The organism is Vibrio sp. 10N.286.52.F8, from assembly GCF_041468745.1.
Lineage (GTDB): Bacteria > Pseudomonadota > Gammaproteobacteria > Enterobacterales > Vibrionaceae > Vibrio > Vibrio crassostreae_C.
In genome coordinates, this window is the sequence record NZ_JBFRJF010000007.1 from 100,275 (window position 1) to 121,774 (window position 21,500).

Sequence of the window (21,500 nt, forward strand, 5' to 3'; positions counted from 1 at the left end):
CTGATACTGATAGTACTACTGATTAAAGAAAGTAACTTATCTTTCCCAGTACGCTTCTTCTAGGCTATCTTCTCTTTCAGGAAGGCCACGAGATAAACGTGGAGAGTGTTGAACCAACACTTCATAGCTAGCACGGTTAGAATATTTACAAACTTGTGAGAACGAAGAGTACGTCAAGAATGAATGTTGGTGTTTACTTGAGTTTGGCACGTTTTCTTTGTGGTACTTATTAGCAGCCATATCATGTAATAAAGCTGATAACGCAGCATCACCTGCACCATTGGTATTTTTGATCTTTTCTGGTCCACCCATGTATGGCGCAATGTGCGAATACACTTTAGTTGGGTTTTCACATAAATCTTTATGCGCAGGACGGCTAAATTCAAAACGGTTGAATTCCGCAATTGAACCTGGAAGTAAAGGCAGTGACGTTTCACGCTTAGCTGCATCTTCTGTATAACCAGCCATAAATAGGCCAACAGGTCCCGCAGTACATAGAACAAGGTCTACCCAGTCTAGCGCTTTATCTGATGCAGCCAGTGGATCGCTTTCACCCGTTAACGCTTCAGCTTCGTCTTCATTCATTGCAACAACCGTTACGTGTTGCTCAAGGAAATCTTTCCAGAATTCTGGATCATCTTGAATAACGAACTTAGTACCTAGTGTAAGAACGACTGGCACATCGTATTTCTTCGCGTATTCGATCGCTTTCATTGTTGCTTCAGGCATCGGGTCGCCTGGCTTACAGCGAACTAAATAAGCCGTTAAAACTAAAGCAGAAGCACTTTTGAAGATTTTTTCAGGAATGCTTTCTGGTTTTAATTGGTTCATTTGTCCTTCGCTAATTGCGAAAGTACGTTCACCGTCTTCTGTAATTAATGCAAAGCAGCGACCAATTGCGCCATCTACCCCTTGTAAATGGTTCAGATCCATTCTGCTTGATGTATTACATAAATAGCGATAACCGTAACTACCAATCTTAATATCTTGGCTCATTACACCTAACAGTGTAGAACGGTCATCCGCTAGCACTGAATAGTTGTGTAATGTGTTACCAATTGTGCCACCAGCGTATTCATTGGTAATCAGGCACTGCTCTTTTAATTCTTGATACAAAGATTCAGCGGCTGCGTCGCCAATAACCAGTGAATGTCCCTTGCTCAAACCATACTTCTCAATAAGTTCAGAACTCACCTTTGCTTCAATATCCACCAATGTTTGGTCAATACCGATAATATGAGTGCGTGACATTCTTTTACTGCTTTGAGCTTGGCTCACTAGAGGATCACGAGCGTGAACCGGAAAGTAGTGCTTTGATTTACGTTGTCCAGGGAATTTCATAGGGCTAGTCTAAGTCAAGGGGAAATAGGTGGCGGATTCTACCGCGCTATATTTAACGCGGCAATCTTTCAAACTATAGCAAACGTTTGCTGAAGGTTTTTTTTATTCGCCTTCCATAAAGCTTAAATCAGGCAGCATGCCCAAATGCTCTGCGTAACGTTTTTGATTAAACTCCGCGCCGTTTTTCATAACGTCAAATACTTCAATTGCCAGTGCACATGCCATAGCCGCAATTGCTTCTTCACGTGGAGTGCCTGTCATCATTAAACGCATCAACGTCTCTTTCACTTTCACTGGTTCGCCATCTTCAAGCTGGTTCTCGATGATCTCAATCAGCTCTTCTTCTTGCATAAATTCATTTTGTTCAGACATTTTTTTATCTCAGGTCTTGGATTTCGAGCGACTATGCCACATATACTTCTGACATCCTAGCGACTCACCTCGCTCTCATGCGATTCTCTAACAAAGTCAGCGCACTATTTGTGCAAATGAAACTGTGATTCCGGTCTCGGATCTGTCACGGCGTTTCTCTTTCTGTTAGAATCTGCGACCAAGTAATAGTAACGGTGTTTAGACATGTCAGATATCAGCTCTGGAAACAGCGAAAAGAAAGTAATTGTCGGTATGTCCGGCGGTGTAGATTCGTCAGTATCGGCGTATCTTCTTCAGCAACAAGGCTATCAGGTAGAAGGCCTTTTCATGAAAAACTGGGAAGAAGACGATAACGAAGAATACTGCACGGCAGCTGAAGATCTTGCTGATGCTCAAGCGGTATGTGACAAACTAGGTATCCACCTTCACACTATCAACTTTGCTGCAGAATACTGGGACAACGTATTCGAATACTTCCTTGAAGAGTACAAAGCAGGTCGTACACCTAACCCAGATATTCTTTGTAACAAAGAAATCAAATTTAAAGCATTCTTAGAGTTTGCGGATGAAGTGCTAGACGCAGACTACATTGCGATGGGTCACTACGTTCGTCGTACTTTCCCAACTCAAGAAGAGCTTGATGCTGGCGTAAAACCAGAAATGCTACGCGGTCTAGACAGCAACAAAGACCAAAGTTATTTCCTATACACGCTAAGCTCAGATCAAGTGGCACGCAGCCTATTCCCTGTCGGTGAATTAGAGAAGCCAGAAGTGCGACGTATTGCTGAAGAGCAAGACTTGATCACAGCTAAGAAGAAAGATTCAACAGGCATCTGCTTTATCGGTGAGCGCAAGTTCACTGAGTTCCTAGGCAAATACCTACCAGCACAACCGGGTAACATCGAAACACCTGAAGGCCAAGTGATTGGTCAACACCAAGGTTTGATGTACCACACGCTAGGTCAGCGTAAAGGCCTTCATATTGGCGGCACTAAAGGTGGTGGCGGTAACGAAGAACCATGGTTTGTTGGTGAAAAAGACCTTAAGCGTAATGTACTTATCGCAGTACAAGGTAAAGACCACCCTCTTCTGAAATCAGAAGGCTTGATCGCATCTCAACTTCATTGGGTAAATCGCACACCAATTACTGAAGTTATGACATGCACGGTAAAAACACGTTACCGTCAAACAGATATTCCTTGTACAATCATCCCAATTGATGATGAGAACATTAAGGTTATTTTTGATGAGCCACAAATCGCAGTGACCCCAGGTCAATCTGCAGTGTTCTACCAAGGCGAAGTATGTCTTGGTGGTGGTATCATCGAAAAGCGCATCTAATCAATCAAACGACAAACGATAGAAGACAACTAGGAGTTACTACGTGGCTAATACACTTTATGACCGTACTATTGCTTTCGCCGGAATTTGCCAAGCTGTGGCTTTGGTTCAACAAGTAGCGAAAGACGGCCATTGTGATAAAGATGCCTTTGAAGCTTCACTCAGTGCCATTTTAAATACCAACCCATCGAATACCGTGGGCGTATTTGGACGTGAAGCGAACCTAAAGCTTGGCCTTGAGTGCTTAGTAAAAGGTATCGATAGTACTCCAGCAGGTAGCGATATCACGCGTTACATCATCAGCTTGATGGCGCTTGAGCGTAAGCTGTCTTCTCGCAACGACTCTATGTCTCAGCTTGGTGACCGCATTCAAACTGCAGAGCGCCAAACTGAACACTTTGATCTGTTTGACGAGCAAATGATCAGCAACCTTGCAAGTATCTACCTTGATGTCGTCAGCCCTATCGGCCCTCGCATTCAGGTTTCTGGTACTCCGTCTGTACTTCAGCAGACATCGAGCCAACATAAGGTTCGCGCACTGCTTCTATCAGGGATTCGAAGCGCTGTGTTATGGCGTCAAGTTGGCGGTAAACGTCGCCACCTTATCTTCGGTCGTAAGAAGATGATCGAGCAGGCTCAAATCCTACTAGCTCGAATGTAGTTTATTAGCTCGCGCCTCGTCGCGAGCTTGTTTTTTGTATCAACACAACTCTCACGCAAACGATTGCGCAATGTGCGTGACAATTGAGATTGTTACTGGTATAAACCTCTCAAAATTTAGAAAACTCAATTCAGGAGAACACCATGGAACTGTCAGCATTGACTGCTGTTTCACCAGTAGACGGCCGTTACGGAAGTAAGACTATTGCATTACGCAGCATCTTTAGTGAGTTTGGACTACTAAAGTACCGCTCTATCGTTGAAATTCGTTGGTTACAAAAGCTTGCAGCAACTGATGCAATCAAAGAAGTACCAGCGTTCAGTGCAGAAGCTAACCAGTTTCTTGATGAACTAGCCGCTAACTTCAGCGAAGAAGATGCTCTACGTATCAAAGAGATCGAGCGCACGACTAACCACGACGTTAAAGCGGTTGAGTACTTCTTGAAAGAGAAAGTTGCTGGCGTTCCTGAACTTCACGCTGTAAACGAATTTATTCACTTTGCATGTACTTCTGAAGACATCAACAACACCTCTCACGCGCTTATGCTTAAAGAAGCTCGTGACACAGTGATTCTTCCAGAAATTCGTAACGTAATCGATGCTATCAAAGCACTTGCGAACGAGTACCGTGATATTCCTCTTCTTTCTCGTACACACGGTCAGCCAGCTTCTCCTTCGACTATGGGTAAAGAGATGGCGAACGTTGCGTACCGTATGGAACGTCAATTCAAGCAAATCGAAAACGTTGAGATCCTAGCGAAAATCAACGGTGCTGTAGGTAACTACAACGCACACCTTTCTGCATACCCAGAAGTTGAATGGCACCAGTTTAGCGAAGAGTTCATCACTGAATCTCTTGGCGTAACTTGGAACCCGTACACAACTCAAATCGAACCTCACGATTACATCGCTGAGCTATTCGATGCAATTACTCGTTTCAACACTATCCTTCTAGACTTCGACCGTGACGTTTGGGGCTACATCGCTCTTGGTCACTTCAAGCAGAAGACTATTGCTGGCGAAATCGGTTCTTCGACAATGCCGCATAAAGTTAACCCAATTGACTTCGAAAACTCTGAAGGCAACCTTGGTCTAGCGAACGCAGTATTCAGCCACCTTGCACAAAAACTTCCAGTTTCTCGCTGGCAGCGTGACCTTACTGACTCTACGGTTCTTCGTAACCTAGGTGTGGGTGTTGGCTACGCAATCATTGCATACACTTCGACTCTGAAAGGTATTAGCAAGCTTGAAGTTAACCGCGCTGCGCTACTTGCTGAACTAGACAAGAACTGGGAAGTATTGGCTGAACCAGTACAAACAGTAATGCGTCGTTACGGCATCGAAAAACCATACGAGAAGCTAAAAGAGCTAACTCGTGGTAAACGTGTAGATGGCGAAGGCATGCGTGCATTCATCGATGGTCTTGAGATTCCTGCAGACGAGAAAGTTCGTCTGAAAGAGATGACTCCAGCAAACTACATCGGTCAAGCAATCGAGCTAACTGACAAGCTGTAATATTCGAATTTCGAATCGCAGAATAGACTAAGGCTTCCCATGTGGAAGCCTTTTTATTGCGTGGAACTAAATCTATCGCCACAAGAATCGTCAACATAAGAACACCAAGCCTTCTCCAATTGATCGACTCGTCTCCTACTGATTCAATTTAATCACCTAGCGACAACTGCACCTCATATCTCATACTTCATGTCTCAACACTTGTTATCTTAAACGCCAAGATCAAAAAAGACCTCCCGAAGGAAGCCTTTCAAATGTATCTTGTCGATTAGCGACTGAAGAATACGTAGCGATTACATGTTACGTAGAGAAGCAATACGCTTGTCTAGCGGCGGGTGGCTCATTAGAAGCTCTGTTAGAGACTTCTTACCGTTGATACCAAATGCCATCATAGAACCTTCTAGTTGTGGCTCATGGCTCACCTTTAGGCGCTCTAGCGCTGCAATCATCTTCTCTTTACCTACTAGGTTCGCTGCACCTGCATCGGCATGGAATTCACGATGACGGCTGTACCACATCGTAATGAAGCTTGCTAAGAAACCAAATACCAATTCCAACACCATAGACACACCGAAGTACACCATCATGTTGCTGCCACCCTCTTCTTCGTTGTCATTCGACGCAACAATGTTGGCGATGAAACGAGATAGGAAGATAACGAACGTGTTCACTACACCTTGCATTAACGTCATGGTCACCATATCACCGTTCGCGATGTGGCTCACTTCATGCGCTAATACTGCTTCAGCTTCATCACGCGTCATGTTGTGCAGCAGGCCTGTTGATACTGCTACCAATGAATCGTCACGCTTAGCACCTGTCGCGAATGCGTTGATGTCTGGCGAGTCGTAGATCGCCACTGTTGGCATACCAATACCAACTTGTTGAGATTGACGGCTTACCGTCTCCATCAACCAATGTTCTGTTTCGTTACGTGGGCTTTCAATGACCATGCCGCCTACCGAGCGTAGCGCCATTTTCTTCGACATCATTAATGAAATGAATGAGCCGCCAAAACCAAATACCGCAGCCATCACCAATAAACCTGAGAGGCTACCGGGTTGCATACCTGTAACTGCGTATACAACATTAAGAACAACACTTAGTACCAATACAACCGCTAGGTTAGTTGCAAGGAACAACATTACTCGCTTCATTACTTATCTCCGCATGAAAGCTGTTTTTATAAAACTTATTGTTATAGACAAGGCAGACAGCAATAGTTTCAACCTTGAAGACTTATACTTACTTATACATATAGTCTTAGATTAAGAAAACAAGGTTAAGCATTAAATTGCAACATTTGATTACGAGACCATATCCGAATTAAATCCACTCTATTAGACCTAAGTCGTATGGTGTCGATATAACAATCCGTTTACAGTGACTTCAGATGATTTATTGGCTAGTCCATGTACAAAAAGGAAAGGATCATGGTTGAAGGTACTAACACTCAAATGGCTATCGATTTACTGTGCTGTCACCTAGGGATTACTGAAGAAGAAGCGAAAAAGCAGGTTGGAATCCTAACACCGCAAACGGCACAGACAAAAATCACAGAAACTCAGCAAGCTTTAATGGGACTGACTAAAGAACATTAGTTCTAAGCTTGTTTATTAAAAGACCGGTTGTTTATCAACTCAAGGTCTAAAGGCTTAAAATAGCAAAAGGGCTGCAATCGCAGCCCTTTTCTTATTTAGTACATAACGTGGTAATTAAAGCGCAAGCAAAGGCTGCACATCAATGTACTTACCAATGTTTTTAGACTTCGCTTTTGGGACGTAAGGGATTTCACCTAACTTAGGTGCACCTAACTTATCTTCAAGCATCGCAATAATATCTGCGTAGTGCTCAGTACCTGGATTGATACGGTTTGCGACCCAACCTACTAGGTTTAGGCCATCAGCACGAATCGCTTCTGCCGTTAATAGAGCGTGGCTCAAACAACCAAGTTTAATACCCACAGTCAGTACCACTGGCAGTTGCTCTTTTTTAACCCAGCTAGAAAGATATTCATCGTCTGAAACCGGGACTCGCCAACCACCAGCACCTTCAACTAACACGATGTCAGAGTTTTTCTTATGCTCTTCTAGCTTCGCTGATAATACCGCCTCATCAATTACAACACCATCATGCTTAGCAGCGATGTGAGGCGATGATGGTAGCAACAACGCGTATGGATTGACGTCTTCGTAAGCAATATCTTGCGTCGCCGCTTCTTGAAGATGCAGTGCATCACTATTACGTAGTCCTTCAGGGGATTTTTCACTCCCTGCAGCAACTGGCTTGTAACCAATTGTTGATAAATCTTGTGCGGCCAAAGCTTGAAGAATCGCTTTTGAAACCACAGTTTTTCCCACTTCGGTATCCGTACCTGCAATGAATAATGCATCAATCATAATTGAATAACCCCTAAACAAACTTGATATGTTGCTGGTAAGAAACCTTGATGGTTCTTAAACTCTCGATATTCCCGATCAACAAGCTGCAACATGCGACGACTTGTTAAACCTTGTGAGCGACCACTTACGTGATTAGCGCCGATACCTTTAAGGTCGCGCATCAGTTCAAACGCAGTGTCGTACCAAACGGTGATGGTGGGCAAGTCTAGTTGATGAACGGTACAGCTAGATTGCGCTAACGCAATTTTTACCTTATTGATTGTAATAAAATGGTTAACGTGTTGATGTGCGTCAATTTTGGACCACGACTTTTTCAGTTCAAACAGCGACCCATCAAGCAAAGTTGAGAAAATAACACGCCCACCAGCCGCTGTAACACGCTTCATCTCTCTCAAAGGCGACGACAAATCGTCACACCATTGCAACGCAAGGCTAGAGAAAACGATGTCAAAGCACCCATCTTCAAACGGCAATTGTTCGGCATCGGCTTGTTGATATAAAGATACAGATGCACCACACCGCTTCTCTGCTGTTGCTAGCATTCCAACAGAAAGATCAGCGCAAACCACTTCGGCGCCTCGTTTTACAAGTTGCTCGGAGAAATAGCCAGTACCACAACCTAGATCCAGCACCTTAAAGCCTGACAGATCGCTGGGTAATTTATCCAGTAATCGGTGGCCAACATCGCGTTGAAATTCAGCGTGTTTGTCATAGGTTGTTGCCGCTTTACCAAAGGCTTCGGCAATCGCACTCTTATCTTGACCAACGTAATTATGCACTACTGCTTCTTGTGACATTTACTGAGCCTCTTTATTTGATTCAAAGCTTGGATGGATACCCGGTTCAGTGCTTAAGTCGATGTTTCGTTCAATGGCTTGATGCAACGACCTGGTTAACTGGAGAATCTGTTTTGGGCTATGGTTAGCTGTTAACGTGATTCGTAATCGAGCAGTTCCAGCAGGTATGGCTGGCGGCCTTATTGCGGTCACCCAAACTTGGTTTTGCTTTAACTCTTCAGCTATTGATAATGCCGCTTGTGCTTCACCTATCACAAATGGCTTAATCGGAGTCTGAGTATCCACAAAGCCTTTCAAGCCGCTCACCTGCTCTGCATAGAGAGACCCTAACTCAGTCAGCTTTTCTCGGCGCCACTCTTGAGTTTGAGTCATCTTACAGGCATGAGATAAAGCCACCGCTTGTGAAGGTGGCATCGCCGTCGAGTACACATGATGACGAGCAAACTGAGTTAAGTAATCACCCACTTCTGACGAACAAAGAATCGCAGCACCAGAAACGCCAAATGCTTTGCCAAAGGTCACCACCAAAATATCGGGGGAGATTTGTGCTGCACTGCAACTCCCAGCTCCTTTATCACCTAATACGCCGATACCGTGGGCATCATCAACCGCCAACCAACTGTCGTATTGATGAGTCAGGTTAGATATCTGGCTGAGAGGCGCTTGATCGCCGTCCATGCTGAATACGCCCTCAGTGACGACCAAGGATTGTAGAGATCGGCTTAATAGAGACTCTAGATGCTGCGTATCGTTGTGCTTAAAGCGTTTCATGGTTGCAGGACAAAGCATCCCCGCTTCCATCAAAGAGGCGTGGTTAAGTTTGTCTTGCAGCAGAGAGTCGTCTTTTTCGAGCAGAGAAAACAACAAGGCTTGGTTGGCGCTGAAACCAGAACTAAAGAGAATGGCACGTTCAAAGCCCAACCATTCACAGAGTTGAGCTTCTAAATTTCGATGAGCAGGACTAAAACCCGTGACCAATGGCGATGCCGCACTGCCAGCACCATAAAGGGAAAGCCCCGTTTGCCACGCCTCTACCAATTCAGGGTCGTTCGCCAAGCCTAGGTAATCATTACTCGAAAAATTAATAAAGCGAGAACCTTCGCAATTAAGCAAAGGACCATTACTGTTTTCGAGCACTTTAAGTTGACGAGTTAGCCCCTGCTCACGGCGTTGAACAAGGGCATCTTTGATACGGGATTTAAACAGTGGCATCGTAGAACATGTCATCTTTCGTTGGACGAGCAGCAACGCGCTCCACTACTTGATCTAACAGTTCGTTTTCTTGAATTTCATCAGGCTTCTGAGCCACTTGTTGGCTGTTGATGCCTAACTTCTTAAACAGCTGCATGTCCGTGTCTTCATCTGGGTTTGGCGTAGTCAGTAGCTTACAACCGTAGAAGATAGAGTTCGCGCCAGCCATGAAGCACATCGCCTGCATCTGTTCATTCATATTCTCGCGACCTGCAGATAGACGAACCGCTGACATTGGCATCATGATACGAGCAATCGCAATCAACTTAATGAAGTCAAAAGATTCAACATCATCGACGTTTTCCATCGGTGTGCCTTTCACTTTCACGAGCATGTTGATTGGCACACTCTCAGGGTGTACCGGAAGGTTCGCTAGCTCTACCAGCAGGCCTGCACGGTCATTGGTACTTTCGCCCATACCAATAATGCCACCAGAACAGATCTTCATACCGGCATCACGTACGTGAGATAGCGTATCTAAACGATCTTGGTAAGTACGAGTGGTGATGATGCTGCCGTAAAACTCGGGAGACGTATCAAGGTTATGGTTGTAGTAATCCAAGCCTGCCTCCGCTAACTCGCCAGCTTGATCAGGGGTTAACATGCCTAGTGTCATACAGGTTTCTAGACCCATACCTTTCACACCTTTGATCATATCAGTCAAGTGAGGCATATCGCGTTCTTTCGGGTTTTTCCACGCCGCGCCCATACAGAAACGAGTCGAGCCCGCGTTCTTGGCTTTTTGCGCCGCATCCAAAACACGCTCGACTTCCATTAAGCGTTCTTTGTCGACATCCGTTCGGTAGTGAGCACTTTGAGGGCAGTACTTACAATCTTCAGGACAAGCACCCGTCTTTATCGATAGAAGCGTACTCACTTGCACGTGGTTGTGCTCTTGGTACCGTCTATGAACGACTTGAGCTTCAAACATTAAATCCATAAACGGTTTTTCAAGCAGTGCTGTTACTTCAGCGACTGTCCAGTCATGACGAACTTCCACGTGTCGATCCTTTTTTATTATTTGATGTTTCATCTCTATCAATAGAGATTGCATTTATGCTTGGCTAGTCTACCGACAAGCTTTAGACTGTCAACACATTGATAATATCAAAAGTTTACATTTGGTTATTTTTTAATCACACCAAGAATGGAAGTTACTATGGATCTCGCCTTTGATCGCCAGCATATCTGGCATCCCTACACATCAACGTTAACACCTCTGACCTGCTACCCAGTCACCAACGCAGACGGTGTTCACCTAGAATTAGAAGGCGGAAAACGAATTATTGATGGTATGTCATCTTGGTGGTCAACCATCCACGGCTACAATCACCCTGAGCTAAATGCTGCGGCTCACAGTCAAATCGATAAGGTTTCACACGTTATGTTTGGTGGTATCACCCACCAGCCCGCTATCGATCTATGTAAGAAGCTTTTGAATCTCGCGCCAAGTAATCTTGAGCATGTATTTTTGGCCGATTCAGGTTCAGTAGCCGTAGAAGTTAGCCTAAAAATGGCACTGCAATATTGGCACGCTAAAGGACAACCTCGTTCAAAGTTCCTCACACTAAGAGATGGCTACCACGGTGATACCTTTGCGGCGATGTCAGTGACCGACCCTGACAACTCGATGCACAGCCTCTACAAAGGCTTTTTACCGGAACATATTTTCGCTGATTCACCAAAAACAGGCTTTTGGGATGAGTGGAACTCAAGTGACATCGATAGTTTTAAAGAAAAGCTGGCAGCACACCATCAAGAAGTCGCAGCGGTGATCTTAGAGCCAATCGTTCAAGGGGCTGGTGGCATGCGCATCTACCACCCTGAGTTCCTAAAACAAGTTCGCTTACTGTGTGATGAATTCAACGTATTGCTGATCTTGGATGAGATTGCGACCGGGTTTGGCCGTACAGGGAAACTATTCGCTTGTGAGCATGCCGATGTTCAACCGGACATCTTATGCGTAGGCAAGGCTTTAACTGGTGGTTATATGACATTGTCAGCGACGCTGGCGAGTAAAGAAGTTGCTGACACGGTATGTGGCGGTGAAGCGGGCTGCTTTATGCACGGGCCAACATTCATGGGTAACCCATTAGCTTGCGCAGTCGGTGCGGCAAGTTTATCCATCATCGAGCAAGGTCATTGGAAAAATCAAACTCAACAGATCGAACAGCTTTTCTCTGAGTTGCTACCACCGTTGCGAGAGCATGATCTTGTCAAAGACGTTCGCTGGTTGGGCGCGATTGGCGTCGTTGAAACCCACACACCTGTCGATATGGAAACCATCCAAGCTCACTTTGTAGAGCAAGGCGTTTGGATCCGTCCGTTTGGTAAGCTAATTTATATGATGCCTCCGTTTATTATCAAACCACAACATATTGAGCAATTGGTCGCTGCTATCGACACTGCATTACAAAATACTCATTGCTTTAAATAAGGCGTTTATTGCTCTAAACAAGAGCGACGATTATTTCTATATATCTTCATTAATAAATCATTTAATTAAACTAAAAGGCCTTACATAAAAGTAAGGCCTTAACTGCTTGAAGGTAACCGTCAGTTTAACGTAATTGGCTATCTTTACTTGCTCGACGGTTAAACAATGAATGTCGATGTGCGTCATGCTCTAATATTGACTGACATTCTATACACAAACGAACGCCTTTGATCGCGCGTCGTCTTTGTTCCGGAATCTCATCACCACACTCATCACAATAACGCAAACCCTCACCACCTCGAAGGTTTCCTCTTACACGAGAGAGCTCATCATCAATGGTATTTTGTATTTGCTGGCTGACACTATCGTCACCTGCCCATCCTACGGCCATAAGCCCTCCTCAGTATTTGAACGAGAAAATCTATACCTACCGCGGTAAGAGCATATTATAGCCACATTTAAGGATTGTAATAATTATCAAAATCAATAAAACACTATTACACATAGGTAACAAAAATTATTTATTTCTCGCCACTGCACTATTCTATAGGCAATAAAAAACCCAGCCTGTTGGCTGGGTTTTATAAGTAACCTAATGCTTAATCAATCTAATTAACCGATGTGCGTTACGCCGCCCATGTATGGTTGAAGTACTTCTGGGATAGCAATACGGCCATCTGCTTCTTGGTTGTTCTCAAGGATAGCAACCATAGTACGACCAACAGCAAGACCAGAACCGTTTAGTGTGTGTACAAGTTCAGGTTTTTTCTCGCCTTTACGACGGAAACGAGCTTGCATACGACGCGCTTGGAAATCCCACATGTTTGAACAAGAAGAAATCTCACGGTAAGTCTCTTGTGCTGGAACCCATACTTCTAAGTCGTAAGTTTTCGCAGAACCGAAGCCCATGTCACCTGTACATAGAATCACTTTACGGTAAGGAAGCTCTAGAAGTTGAAGTACTTTCTCAGCGTGGCCAGTTAGCTCTTCAAGCGCTGCCATTGAGTCTTCTGGCTTAGTGATTTGTACTAATTCAACTTTATCGAATTGGTGCATACGGATAAGACCACGAGTGTCACGACCATAAGAACCCGCTTCAGAACGGAAACACGGCGTGTGAGCTGTCATCTTAAGTGGCAGTTCAGCTTCATCAGTGATCGTGTCACGAACCATGTTCGTTACCGGTACTTCCGCAGTAGGGATAAGCGATAGAGTCTTAAGAGGTACGTCACTTACTTGCTCAGTTAGCGGGCTTGTGTGGAACAAGTCTTCGCCGAACTTAGGAAGTTGACCAGTACCGTAAAGGCTATCGTGGTTCACTAGATACGGTACGTACATTTCTGTGTAGCCGTGCTCATCAGTGTGAAGGTCCAGCATGAACTGAGCAATAGCACGGTGTAGACGTGCAAATTTGCCTTTCATCACGATGAAACGAGAACCCGAGATTTTAACTGCGCTAGCAAAATCAAGACCGCCAGACATTTCGCCAAGATCGACGTGATCTTTCACTTCAAAGTCGTAAGTCTTAGGTTGACCCCAACGAGAAACTTCTACGTTATCGTCTTCATCTTTACCATCTGGCACTTCAGCATCAGGTAGGTTAGGAATAGACATTGTGATCGTTTCTAGCTCAGATTGAAGATCAGCCAATGCTACTTTAGCTTGGTCTAGTTCTGCGCCTAAGTTGCCTACTTCTGCAAGGATACGCTCAGCTTCTTCATGGTCGCCTTTTGCTTTCGCTTGACCAATGGACTTCGATCGAGAGTTACGTAACGCTTGTAGCTCTTCAGTTTTCATCTGAAGGGACTTACGTTTTTCTTCAAGTTCACGAATTGTCTCTACATCAAGGGTGAAGCCTCGACGTGCTAATTTTGCCGCTGTTTCATCCAGCTCAGCTCGAAGTAATTTAGAATCCAGCATTGCTAATCCTATGCTTTAGTTATTTGAATATTCAGTAGCTTGCTACTGAATCACTGCTAAACCCCTAAAACTGGTGTTATTTCGACCAATTTATAACGATTTAATTGAAATTTTATGACTAGGTAACGATATCCAAAAAAGACTACTTTTCATAGCGTTTTTGTGGGCTTTTTGCGTCCAAATCCGCCAGATAATCTAGCTTCTCGCCAATTTTGGTCTCTAAGCCTCGTTTTGTTGGGAAATAGTATTGCTTCTCTCCCATTTCAGGAGGCAGATACTTTTCACCAGCGGCGTAGGCTCCTGGTTCGTCATGAGCATAACGGTATTCTTGCCCGTAGCCCATGTCCTTCATCAAAGTTGTCGGTGCATTTCGCAAATGATGCGGCACTTCATATTCAGGAAGATTGTGAGCATCTGTTAACGCTTGCTTCCACGCGGTGTAAACGGCGTTACTCTTTGGTGCACATGCGAGATAAACAACCGCCTGCGCAATCGCACGCTCCCCTTCAGCAGGGCCAATGCGCGTGAAGCAATCCCAAGCCGACATCGCTACCTGCATGGCGCGAGGATCAGCGTTACCGATATCTTCAGAAGCAATCGCCAGCAAGCGTCTAACGATATACAAAGGATCACAACCCGCAGCAATCATTCGTGCTGACCAGTACAAGGCCGCATCAGGGTTTGAGCCACGAATTGACTTATGAACCGCGGAGATTAGGTCGTACCAAATATCACCCTTGTTATCGAAACGAGCGACTTTCTCACCAGCCACTTCAGCCAACAACTGCAAGGTTATCGCTTTCTCGCCTTTATCGTTGTCTTCTGCCATGTCATACAGCAGTTCAAGGTAGTTAAGCGACATACGCGCGTCGCCGTTAACCAGTTCTGCAAGGCGATCTAAAACATTATCAGCAAAATCAACAGGCACATCACCGAACCCACGTTGCTTATCTTCAATCGCTTGGCGAATGACAAGAGAAATATCATCTGTGTTCAGGGACGTCAGTTTGTAGACACGCGCACGTGACAACAAAGCGTTGTTCAGTTCAAAAGATGGGTTTTCTGTCGTCGCACCAATAAAGGTCACGGTGCCATCTTCGATATGAGGCAGAAAAGCATCTTGCTGACTTTTGTTAAAGCGATGGACTTCGTCCACAAACAGGATGGTTCTGCGCCCTGCTTGCTTGTTCTCGCGCGCTTTTTCAATTGCAATACGAATGTCTTTTACGCCCGAGGTTACCGCCGATACGCGTTCCACTTCAGCATTCGCATAGTTTGCTGCAACTTCGGCTAACGTCGTTTTACCGGTGCCCGGAGGCCCCCACAAAATCATCGAGTGGATATGGCCCGCTTCCAACGCTCTGCGAAGTGGTTTACCTGGGCCTAATATATGCTGCTGACCGATGTACTGTTCGACAGTTTCCGGTCTCATACGAGCAGCAAGGGGACGAAAATCTTCGTCCCCCGCAAAATCTAAGCTGTAATTACTCAATTGCAATCTCTTGATTCGTTGATGGCATTAATGCCTATCGACGTACTACCAAACGATCTGCTTGTTTAGATCAGTTTCTTTGGTCGTCGACCTCGACACCTTCCGGTGCCACAAAAGTAAAGCGGTCTGCTGCAGGTTTACCCAAATCAACATTGCTAAAGGTAAACTCACCTTTTTGACCGTCTTGTTCAATCACATTAAAGCCCTGAACAATGCCCTTTTCGGTGATATTAATCTGGAAGTCGCCCTGATTAGAATCGACAGCAGTTGGCGTTAGCGTGAATTGGTTACCCGTTTGCGCCACATTATAGTTATCCCAATCACTTTCTTGGTTACGTGTAAGCAGGACAAAAGGTGTCTGTGATGTCGCTTGCTCTTGCCAATAAATGCTCACTTGCTCAATGAACGGGCTGTAGTACCACAAGCTTTGGCCATCAGATACCAACAAGTTTTCATCAGGGAACGTGGTCTCCCAGCGGAACAGGCTTGGGCGTGCAATCTCTACCGTGCCCTCACCTTCCATAACAACATCACCATCAGGGCTGGTCACGACTTGTTTAAAGTCAGCGCTGAAGCCTGCGTTTAATGCCAAGCGGCTACTCAACTCTTCTTTCGGAGAAGCAAACACTGAGAAGCTCATAAATAAAAGTGCGAATACTTTTTTCATCAATAATCCTGTTAGAACATAAGTCGGTCATATTTTCGATTTGACCGACTGAATAGTTATGAGTTCCTACCGGAACTAATCTTTTGGTGGCGCTGGTGCTAAGACTTCTCGGTTACCGTTATGACCTGGAGCACTTACGATACCTTGAGCTTCAAGTTGCTCGACAATACGTGCAGCACGGTTGTAGCCAATCTTGAATCGACGCTGTACGCCTGAAACTGAGCCACGACGTGAATGAACAACGTGTTCTACCACTTGATCAAACAGAGGATCGACCTCTTCATCACCTTCCATCTTCTCACCCGGAAGCAAGGTTTCTGGGGTTTGTTCGCCGTTGGTGATTTCATCAATATAGTTTGGCTTACCACGCGCTTTCCAGTTATTCACGACTGCGTGTACATCGTCATCAGATGCAAAGGCACCGTGAACACGAGTTGTATGGCTAGAACCAGGAGGCAAGTAAAGCATATCACCCATGCCCAATAGTGATTCCGCACCACCTTGGTCAAGGATAGTTCGTGAATCCGTTTTAGTTGATACCGTAAAGGCCACACGGGTTGGAATGTTCGCTTTAATAAGACCAGTAATAACATCCACTGATGGACGTTGCGTCGCTAGGATCAAGTGAACACCCGCCGCACGTGCTTTTTGTGCCAAACGTGCAATCAGTTCTTCAACCTTCTTACCAACCACCATGATTAGGTCGGCAAATTCATCAACGATAACCACAATGTAAGGCAGTTTCTCAAGCAATGGCGCTTCTGGGTCCATGCTGTCGCCCGGCTTCCACAGTGGATCGTGAATTGGGTGACCCGCTTCCGCTGCCATCTTAAGCTTATCGTTGTAACCTTTAATGTTACGAACGCCTAATGCTGACATCAGCTTATAACGTCGTTCCATCTCGCCAACACACCAACGAAGGGCGTTCGACGCATCTTTCATGTCGGTTACCACTTCAGACAATAGATGAGGAATACCCTCATAAACCGATAGCTCAAGCATTTTCGGGTCGATCATGATGAAGCGAACATCTTCCGGTGATGCTTTGTAAAGCATACTCAGAATCATTACGTTCACACCTACCGACTTACCAGAACCGGTTGTACCTGCAACCAGAACGTGAGGCATTTTCGATAGATCAGCAATAACGGCTTCACCAGCGATGTCTTGTCCTAGAACCACTGTCGTTGGCGATTTCGCTTCTTGGAACTGAGGGCTAGCAACCACGTCTGAGAAGAATACCGTTTGGCGACTCATATTCGGCAGTTCTAAGCCAACATAAGGTTTACCCGGAATCACTTCTACGACACGTACTGCCAATGCAGAGAGCGAACGCGCTAAGTCCATAGAAAGGCCAGAAATACGGCTTACTTTCACGCCCGGAGCCAGATCGAGTTCAAATCGAGTGATTACTGGACCTGGGAAAATGTCGACAACGTCTGCTTTGATCTTGTAGTCCGCTAGCTTAGATTCAACAAGACGAGCAATTGCCTCTAGCGCATCACGGTCAATAAAGGTTTCACGCTTTTCAGGGTGGAATAACAATTCAAGCGTGGGTAATGGCTCAGCAGGCTTAGGTAAATTAACATCTTGTTGAACCAAGAACGGATTCTGCGCCGCTGCCATATTCGCTTGGGCTTCAGAAACAATGCTTTGGAATGCGGCGACATCTTGATCTTGATCTTGATCTTGATGCGCAGGTTCTTCTTCCGTTACTTCTTCCCAAGGAAGATCAACAGTTGGCTCTAGGTTTTGTGCTGTTGGCTGTTCAGGTTCTGAATGTTCTTCTTGATAAGGGAAAGGTTCAAACTGTTCTTCGATTAATGCTGCGTCAGCTAATTCAGCTTCAGCCTGTTCTGATTCAAGCTCTGAGCCCTGTTGGTAGCTTTGCTCTTCCGTAACATCAAACGGTGAAGGTTGTGCAGAGAAATCGTCTTCCACGGTTGCTTCTGGCTCGCCCATAGGTGAAGCGTATAAAGATTCAGGTTGAACATCTTCAGAACCAAATTCGCCATTTACTTGTGGTGAGCTATCTAATTCTGGTTCAGCACTTCTAAGGTCAGCATGAGCAGGGCCAACTTCTGGTTGTTCGTTCTGCATGTATTGTTGGTAAGCAACCTGAGAATCATGCGCGTCAACCTGATCTTGTTCTGCTAGGTCATCTTCATACATGGCCGCATTTTCTAGCTGCTCTATCGTTGCATTCAACTGTTTAGAGCGCTCAATACCTTCTTCTAGCGGTTCTTCTGGCGCTTGGTAAACAGCTGCTGCAGGGATCGTTTGCTCTGACTCAATTACCGCTTGAGGCTGAACCTGAGGTTCTTCATGAACAGGAGCTTCTTGTTTCGCAGGAGCATCGACAGGCATATGAATATTGTAATGACGCTTCGGCGATGCAGCATTGTCTCGCGCATTTGTCGCCACGTCTGCCGACTCATTGGTCGCAGAAAAACTCATCGCAGGATCTAGCGGATCATGCTCTGTTGATTCTTTGTTGCCTTCTATAGCAGGAACATCGCGGTAAGTTGGCGCTTGATGCTGCTGATGACGTTCTTCGATTAAATCGCGGTCTGCTGATTCTCTTAATTGAGGCTCAAGCAGCTCTTGGTCTTGGCCACGAGCCTTATTAACAGTAGACGTGAAAAATTTGATGGCACATTCACCCAACCATTCCACAATGCTTAGCCAAGAGATACCGGTTAATAGAGTGAAACCAGCACCCCATAAGAAAAGAAGAACCAGCGTACTACCAAGAACATTCAACGTTGGAAGTGCAAGGCTTGTTAAAACGTCACCTACCACGCCACCGGATGAAAAGTACCAGATGTCGTCAAAGTTGATATCCGCTAAACCACAACTCGTAAGAATTAGGATAGTCAGGCCAAGTAAGCGAGTGCCCCACAGCATGAAGTCGATCTGCTCGTCTTCATTACGTTTGCGGAATAAAACCCACGCAGCAACCGTCACTAAGATAGGCAGAGGGTAAGCCAAAGAGCCAAATACGAAGAAAAGCGTATCCGCCAACCAAGCACCTAGGTAGCCACCCGCATTTTGAATGTCACCACCCCACGCCGTTTGCGACCATGATGGGTCTGCAGGACTAAAAGTTAATAACGCAACGGCAAGTAGAATAGAGAAGAGAACACCGAGAATCAGACTGCACTCTTTGAGACGTTGAGAACCACTCAAACGAGGAGACTGAGGCTCTTCACTCGTTTTAATGATTGTTTCTACTTTATTACTGCTCTGCTTGAACATAAACCAACTTAATAATTAAACGGGATAAAAACATCTCGAGCGGCCAAAGCCGCTCGTTTCAATGAAACTACTGTTGATTTAACCATATCAAACAGAAAAACCCAATTCCAGAAAGCAAGAAAGCGGAACAAATGTCCGCTTTCTTTCATTTCACCAATTGTGACTAACGAGTTTTAATCACAAGTTGATTGGTTTGTTTCACTTCTTCCATTACTACGTAAGTTCGAGTGTCGTTTACGCCCGGTAGACGAAGTAACGTATCACCCAGTAGCTTACGGTAAGCACCCATATCAGATACACGTGTTTTTAGAAGATAGTCAAAATCACCCGACACTAAATGACACTCTTGGATGTCATCCAGTTTCTGCACAGCGGTGTTGAATTGTTCGAACACATCTGGCGCACCACGGTTCAACGTAATTTCAACAAACACTAAAAGTGAAGCATCAAGGTACTGTGGGTTCAGCAACGCTGTGTACCCAGTAATGTAACCTTGACGTTCTAAACGACGAACACGTTCAAGACATGGAGTTGGAGAAAGTCCTACTCGTTTTGAGAGTTCAACGTTTGAGATACGACCGTCTTTTTGCAACTCATTAAGAATGTTGCGGTCAATACGATCTAGTTCCTTGGACGGCTTCTTATAATTGTCTGCCATTTTTTATTCCACCTTATTACTTCCTTGCAAAAAAATATACTACAACTTTTTAATATTCAGTATCAAATTTTATCTAAACCTATCTATACTAGATATTAATTCGACAGAATTACCCTACACATAGATAAAACAACCAAAATAAAATGAGGAGTCAGGATGATCATTGGCGTACCTAAGGAAATCAAGAACCACGAATACCGCGTTGGTATGACCCCAGCTAGCGTGAGAGAACTAATCTCACACGGCCACCAAGTTTTTGTAGAAACCAATGCCGGTACTGGTATCGGTTTTTCAGACGATGATTACATCGCTGTAGGCGCATCCATTCTTCCTACTGCTGCTGACGTTTTCGCGAAAGCAGAGATGATTGTAAAGGTTAAAGAACCTCAAGCTGTCGAGCGAGCTATGCTTCGCGAAGGGCAAATATTATTTACCTATTTACACCTTGCACCAGATTTTCCACAAACTGAAGAGCTTATCAAGAGCAAAGCTGTCTGCGTAGCCTATGAGACTGTAACAGATAATATGGGTCGCTTGCCACTATTAGCACCAATGTCTGAAGTCGCTGGTCGCATGTCTATTCAAGCAGGTGCACAAACATTAGAGAAATCTAACGGTGGTTGTGGTCTTCTTCTTGGTGGCGTTCCAGGTGTTGAACCAGCAAAAGTTGTTGTTGTTGGTGGCGGTGTTGTAGGTGCTAACGCAGCACGTATGGCTGTAGGCCTTCGCGCTGATGTTACAATTCTTGACCGTAACGTAGATACATTGCGTCGTCTTGATGAAGAATTCCAAGGTCGCGCAAAAGTGGTTTATTCTACTGAAGACGCCATTGAGAAGCATGTTCTAGAAGCAGACCTAGTGATTGGTGCTGTACTAATCCCTGGTGCGGCAGCGCCAAAACTGGTTACAAAAGAGCACATCGCTAAGATGAAACCAGGTTCAGCAGTTGTTGACGTTGCAATCGACCAAGGCGGTTGTTTCCAGACTTCTCACGCAACCACTCACGCAGACCCAACTTACATTGTTGATGACGTAGTTCACTACTGTGTTGCAAACATGCCTGGCGCTGTTGCTCGCACTTCAACTTACGCACTAAACAATGCAACACTTCCTTACATTGTTAAGCTAGCGAACAAGGGCTATCGCGAAGCACTTCTATCTGATGAAGGCTTCCTAGAAGGTCTAAACGTTATTCACGGTAAAGTAACTTGTAAAGAAGTTGCAGAGAGCTTTGACCTTGAATACGTAGACCCAGCAGAAGCAATCGCAATGTTTAATTAATGATGTAGTGGTTAATTGAACGCTATAATCTTCACGTTGAAGCGTTCAGTTAACTCATACACATTAAACAAAAAGCCAGTACGACATAATGTCGCGCTGGCTTTTTTG

At 45.0% G+C, this 21,500-nt stretch carries 19 protein-coding genes; 6 read left to right on the forward strand and 13 right to left on the reverse strand.

The window, feature by feature from the left end:
• Positions 1-36: 36 nt before the first annotated feature.
• Positions 37-1,341 (reverse strand): inosine/guanosine kinase, encoded by a 1,305-nt coding sequence (locus AB4133_RS02720; protein WP_017060261.1) that lies wholly within the window; start codon positions 1,339-1,341, stop codon positions 37-39.
• 102 nt (positions 1,342-1,443) lie between these two features.
• Positions 1,444-1,713: a hypothetical protein gene (locus tag AB4133_RS02725; protein ID WP_010439986.1), complete on the reverse strand. Its 270-nt coding sequence runs from the start codon at positions 1,711-1,713 to the stop codon at positions 1,444-1,446.
• 204 nt (positions 1,714-1,917) lie between these two features.
• Here AB4133_RS02725 and mnmA point away from each other — a divergent pair, with 204 nt between their 5' ends.
• The 3 genes from mnmA to purB all read left to right on the forward strand — a co-directional run bounded on the left by mnmA (position 1,918) and on the right by purB (position 5,229).
• Entirely contained in the window at positions 1,918-3,054 is a 1,137-nt protein-coding gene (gene mnmA / locus AB4133_RS02730; RefSeq protein WP_017060260.1) for a tRNA 2-thiouridine(34) synthase MnmA, read from the forward strand.
• Between the two features lie 43 nt (positions 3,055-3,097).
• A complete protein-coding gene (hflD, locus tag AB4133_RS02735; protein WP_017060259.1) occupies positions 3,098-3,715 on the forward strand; it encodes a high frequency lysogenization protein HflD in 618 nt (205 codons plus the stop codon).
• 143 nt (positions 3,716-3,858) lie between these two features.
• Positions 3,859-5,229 (forward strand): adenylosuccinate lyase, encoded by a 1,371-nt coding sequence (gene purB / locus AB4133_RS02740; protein ID WP_372223908.1) that lies wholly within the window; start codon positions 3,859-3,861, stop codon positions 5,227-5,229.
• A gap of 293 nt (positions 5,230-5,522) precedes the next feature.
• Here purB and htpX read toward each other — a convergent pair whose 3' ends face one another.
• A complete protein-coding gene (htpX, locus tag AB4133_RS02745) occupies positions 5,523-6,386 on the reverse strand; it encodes a protease HtpX (RefSeq protein WP_029235495.1) in 864 nt (287 codons plus the stop codon).
• A gap of 276 nt (positions 6,387-6,662) precedes the next feature.
• On the opposite strand from htpX, the gene AB4133_RS02750 reads away from it, so the two are divergent.
• Entirely contained in the window at positions 6,663-6,830 is a 168-nt protein-coding gene (locus AB4133_RS02750) for a hypothetical protein (protein WP_017060256.1), read from the forward strand.
• Between the two features lie 114 nt (positions 6,831-6,944).
• Here AB4133_RS02750 and bioD read toward each other — a convergent pair whose 3' ends face one another.
• Genes bioD through bioB form a run of 4 tightly spaced genes read right to left on the reverse strand, consistent with a single transcriptional unit; the run spans position 6,945 to position 10,679 of the window.
• Entirely contained in the window at positions 6,945-7,628 is a 684-nt protein-coding gene (gene bioD, locus AB4133_RS02755) for a dethiobiotin synthase (RefSeq protein WP_017060255.1), read from the reverse strand.
• Positions 7,625-8,428, reverse strand: a complete 804-nt coding sequence (bioC, locus tag AB4133_RS02760; protein WP_017060254.1) for a malonyl-ACP O-methyltransferase BioC — start codon at positions 8,426-8,428, stop codon at positions 7,625-7,627. The genes bioD and bioC overlap by 4 nt, the downstream gene beginning before the upstream one ends.
• Complete coding sequence (gene bioF / locus AB4133_RS02765; protein WP_372223975.1) at positions 8,429-9,640, reverse strand: 8-amino-7-oxononanoate synthase; 1,212 nt, start codon at positions 9,638-9,640, stop codon at positions 8,429-8,431.
• The gene (gene bioB, locus AB4133_RS02770) at positions 9,627-10,679 is read right to left on the reverse strand and encodes a biotin synthase BioB (protein WP_372223909.1); all 1,053 of its coding nucleotides are present in this window, start codon (positions 10,677-10,679) and stop codon (positions 9,627-9,629) included. Before bioB ends, bioF begins: the two co-directional genes overlap by 14 nt.
• A 159-nt stretch (positions 10,680-10,838) precedes the next feature.
• Here bioB and bioA point away from each other — a divergent pair, with 159 nt between their 5' ends.
• A complete protein-coding gene (gene bioA / locus AB4133_RS02775; RefSeq protein WP_372058558.1) occupies positions 10,839-12,116 on the forward strand; it encodes an adenosylmethionine--8-amino-7-oxononanoate transaminase in 1,278 nt (425 codons plus the stop codon).
• 124 nt (positions 12,117-12,240) lie between these two features.
• Here bioA and AB4133_RS02780 read toward each other — a convergent pair whose 3' ends face one another.
• The 6 genes from AB4133_RS02780 to lrp form a co-directional block, all read right to left on the reverse strand.
• The gene (locus AB4133_RS02780; RefSeq protein WP_171732193.1) at positions 12,241-12,507 is read right to left on the reverse strand and encodes a DksA/TraR family C4-type zinc finger protein; all 267 of its coding nucleotides are present in this window, start codon (positions 12,505-12,507) and stop codon (positions 12,241-12,243) included.
• 221 nt (positions 12,508-12,728) lie between these two features.
• Positions 12,729-14,036, reverse strand: coding sequence for a serine--tRNA ligase (gene serS / locus AB4133_RS02785; protein WP_017060250.1), 1,308 nt, complete (start codon positions 14,034-14,036; stop codon positions 12,729-12,731).
• A 142-nt stretch (positions 14,037-14,178) separates the two neighbouring features.
• The gene (locus AB4133_RS02790) at positions 14,179-15,534 is read right to left on the reverse strand and encodes a replication-associated recombination protein A (protein ID WP_372083369.1); all 1,356 of its coding nucleotides are present in this window, start codon (positions 15,532-15,534) and stop codon (positions 14,179-14,181) included.
• A 64-nt stretch (positions 15,535-15,598) separates the two neighbouring features.
• Entirely contained in the window at positions 15,599-16,195 is a 597-nt protein-coding gene (gene lolA, locus AB4133_RS02795; RefSeq protein ID WP_017060248.1) for an outer membrane lipoprotein chaperone LolA, read from the reverse strand.
• A gap of 75 nt (positions 16,196-16,270) precedes the next feature.
• The gene (locus AB4133_RS02800; RefSeq protein WP_372106192.1) at positions 16,271-19,453 is read right to left on the reverse strand and encodes a DNA translocase FtsK 4TM domain-containing protein; all 3,183 of its coding nucleotides are present in this window, start codon (positions 19,451-19,453) and stop codon (positions 16,271-16,273) included.
• A gap of 163 nt (positions 19,454-19,616) precedes the next feature.
• Positions 19,617-20,111, reverse strand: a complete 495-nt coding sequence (lrp, locus tag AB4133_RS02805) for a leucine-responsive transcriptional regulator Lrp (RefSeq protein WP_004734558.1) — start codon at positions 20,109-20,111, stop codon at positions 19,617-19,619.
• A gap of 156 nt (positions 20,112-20,267) precedes the next feature.
• Between lrp and ald the strand changes: the two genes are divergently transcribed.
• Positions 20,268-21,392, forward strand: a complete 1,125-nt coding sequence (ald, locus tag AB4133_RS02810) for an alanine dehydrogenase (RefSeq protein ID WP_372223912.1) — start codon at positions 20,268-20,270, stop codon at positions 21,390-21,392.
• Positions 21,393-21,500: the final 108 nt, after the last annotated feature.

Bases quoted from the DNA above. Each gene is read 5' to 3' on its own strand.
- bioC (WP_017060254.1), bottom strand. From the start codon at position 8,428: ATGTCACAAGAAGCAGTAGTGCATAATTACGTTGGTCAAGATAAGAGT.
- lrp (WP_004734558.1), bottom strand. From the start codon at position 20,111: ATGGCAGACAATTATAAGAAGCCGTCCAAGGAACTAGATCGTATTGAC.
- lolA (WP_017060248.1), bottom strand. From the start codon at position 16,195: ATGAAAAAAGTATTCGCACTTTTATTTATGAGCTTCTCAGTGTTTGCT.
- AB4133_RS02720 (WP_017060261.1), bottom strand. From the start codon at position 1,341: ATGAAATTCCCTGGACAACGTAAATCAAAGCACTACTTTCCGGTTCAC.
- AB4133_RS02750 (WP_017060256.1), top strand. From the start codon at position 6,663: ATGGTTGAAGGTACTAACACTCAAATGGCTATCGATTTACTGTGCTGT.
- bioD (WP_017060255.1), bottom strand. From the start codon at position 7,628: ATGATTGATGCATTATTCATTGCAGGTACGGATACCGAAGTGGGAAAA.
- serS (WP_017060250.1), bottom strand. From the start codon at position 14,036: ATGCTGGATTCTAAATTACTTCGAGCTGAGCTGGATGAAACAGCGGCA.
- bioF (WP_372223975.1), bottom strand. From the start codon at position 9,640: ATGCCACTGTTTAAATCCCGTATCAAAGATGCCCTTGTTCAACGCCGT.
- bioA (WP_372058558.1), top strand. From the start codon at position 10,839: ATGGATCTCGCCTTTGATCGCCAGCATATCTGGCATCCCTACACATCA.
- ald (WP_372223912.1), top strand. From the start codon at position 20,268: ATGATCATTGGCGTACCTAAGGAAATCAAGAACCACGAATACCGCGTT.
- purB (WP_372223908.1), top strand. From the start codon at position 3,859: ATGGAACTGTCAGCATTGACTGCTGTTTCACCAGTAGACGGCCGTTAC.
- htpX (WP_029235495.1), bottom strand. From the start codon at position 6,386: ATGAAGCGAGTAATGTTGTTCCTTGCAACTAACCTAGCGGTTGTATTG.
- AB4133_RS02725 (WP_010439986.1), bottom strand. From the start codon at position 1,713: ATGTCTGAACAAAATGAATTTATGCAAGAAGAAGAGCTGATTGAGATC.
- AB4133_RS02780 (WP_171732193.1), bottom strand. From the start codon at position 12,507: ATGGCCGTAGGATGGGCAGGTGACGATAGTGTCAGCCAGCAAATACAA.
- AB4133_RS02800 (WP_372106192.1), bottom strand. From the start codon at position 19,453: ATGTTCAAGCAGAGCAGTAATAAAGTAGAAACAATCATTAAAACGAGT.
- mnmA (WP_017060260.1), top strand. From the start codon at position 1,918: ATGTCAGATATCAGCTCTGGAAACAGCGAAAAGAAAGTAATTGTCGGT.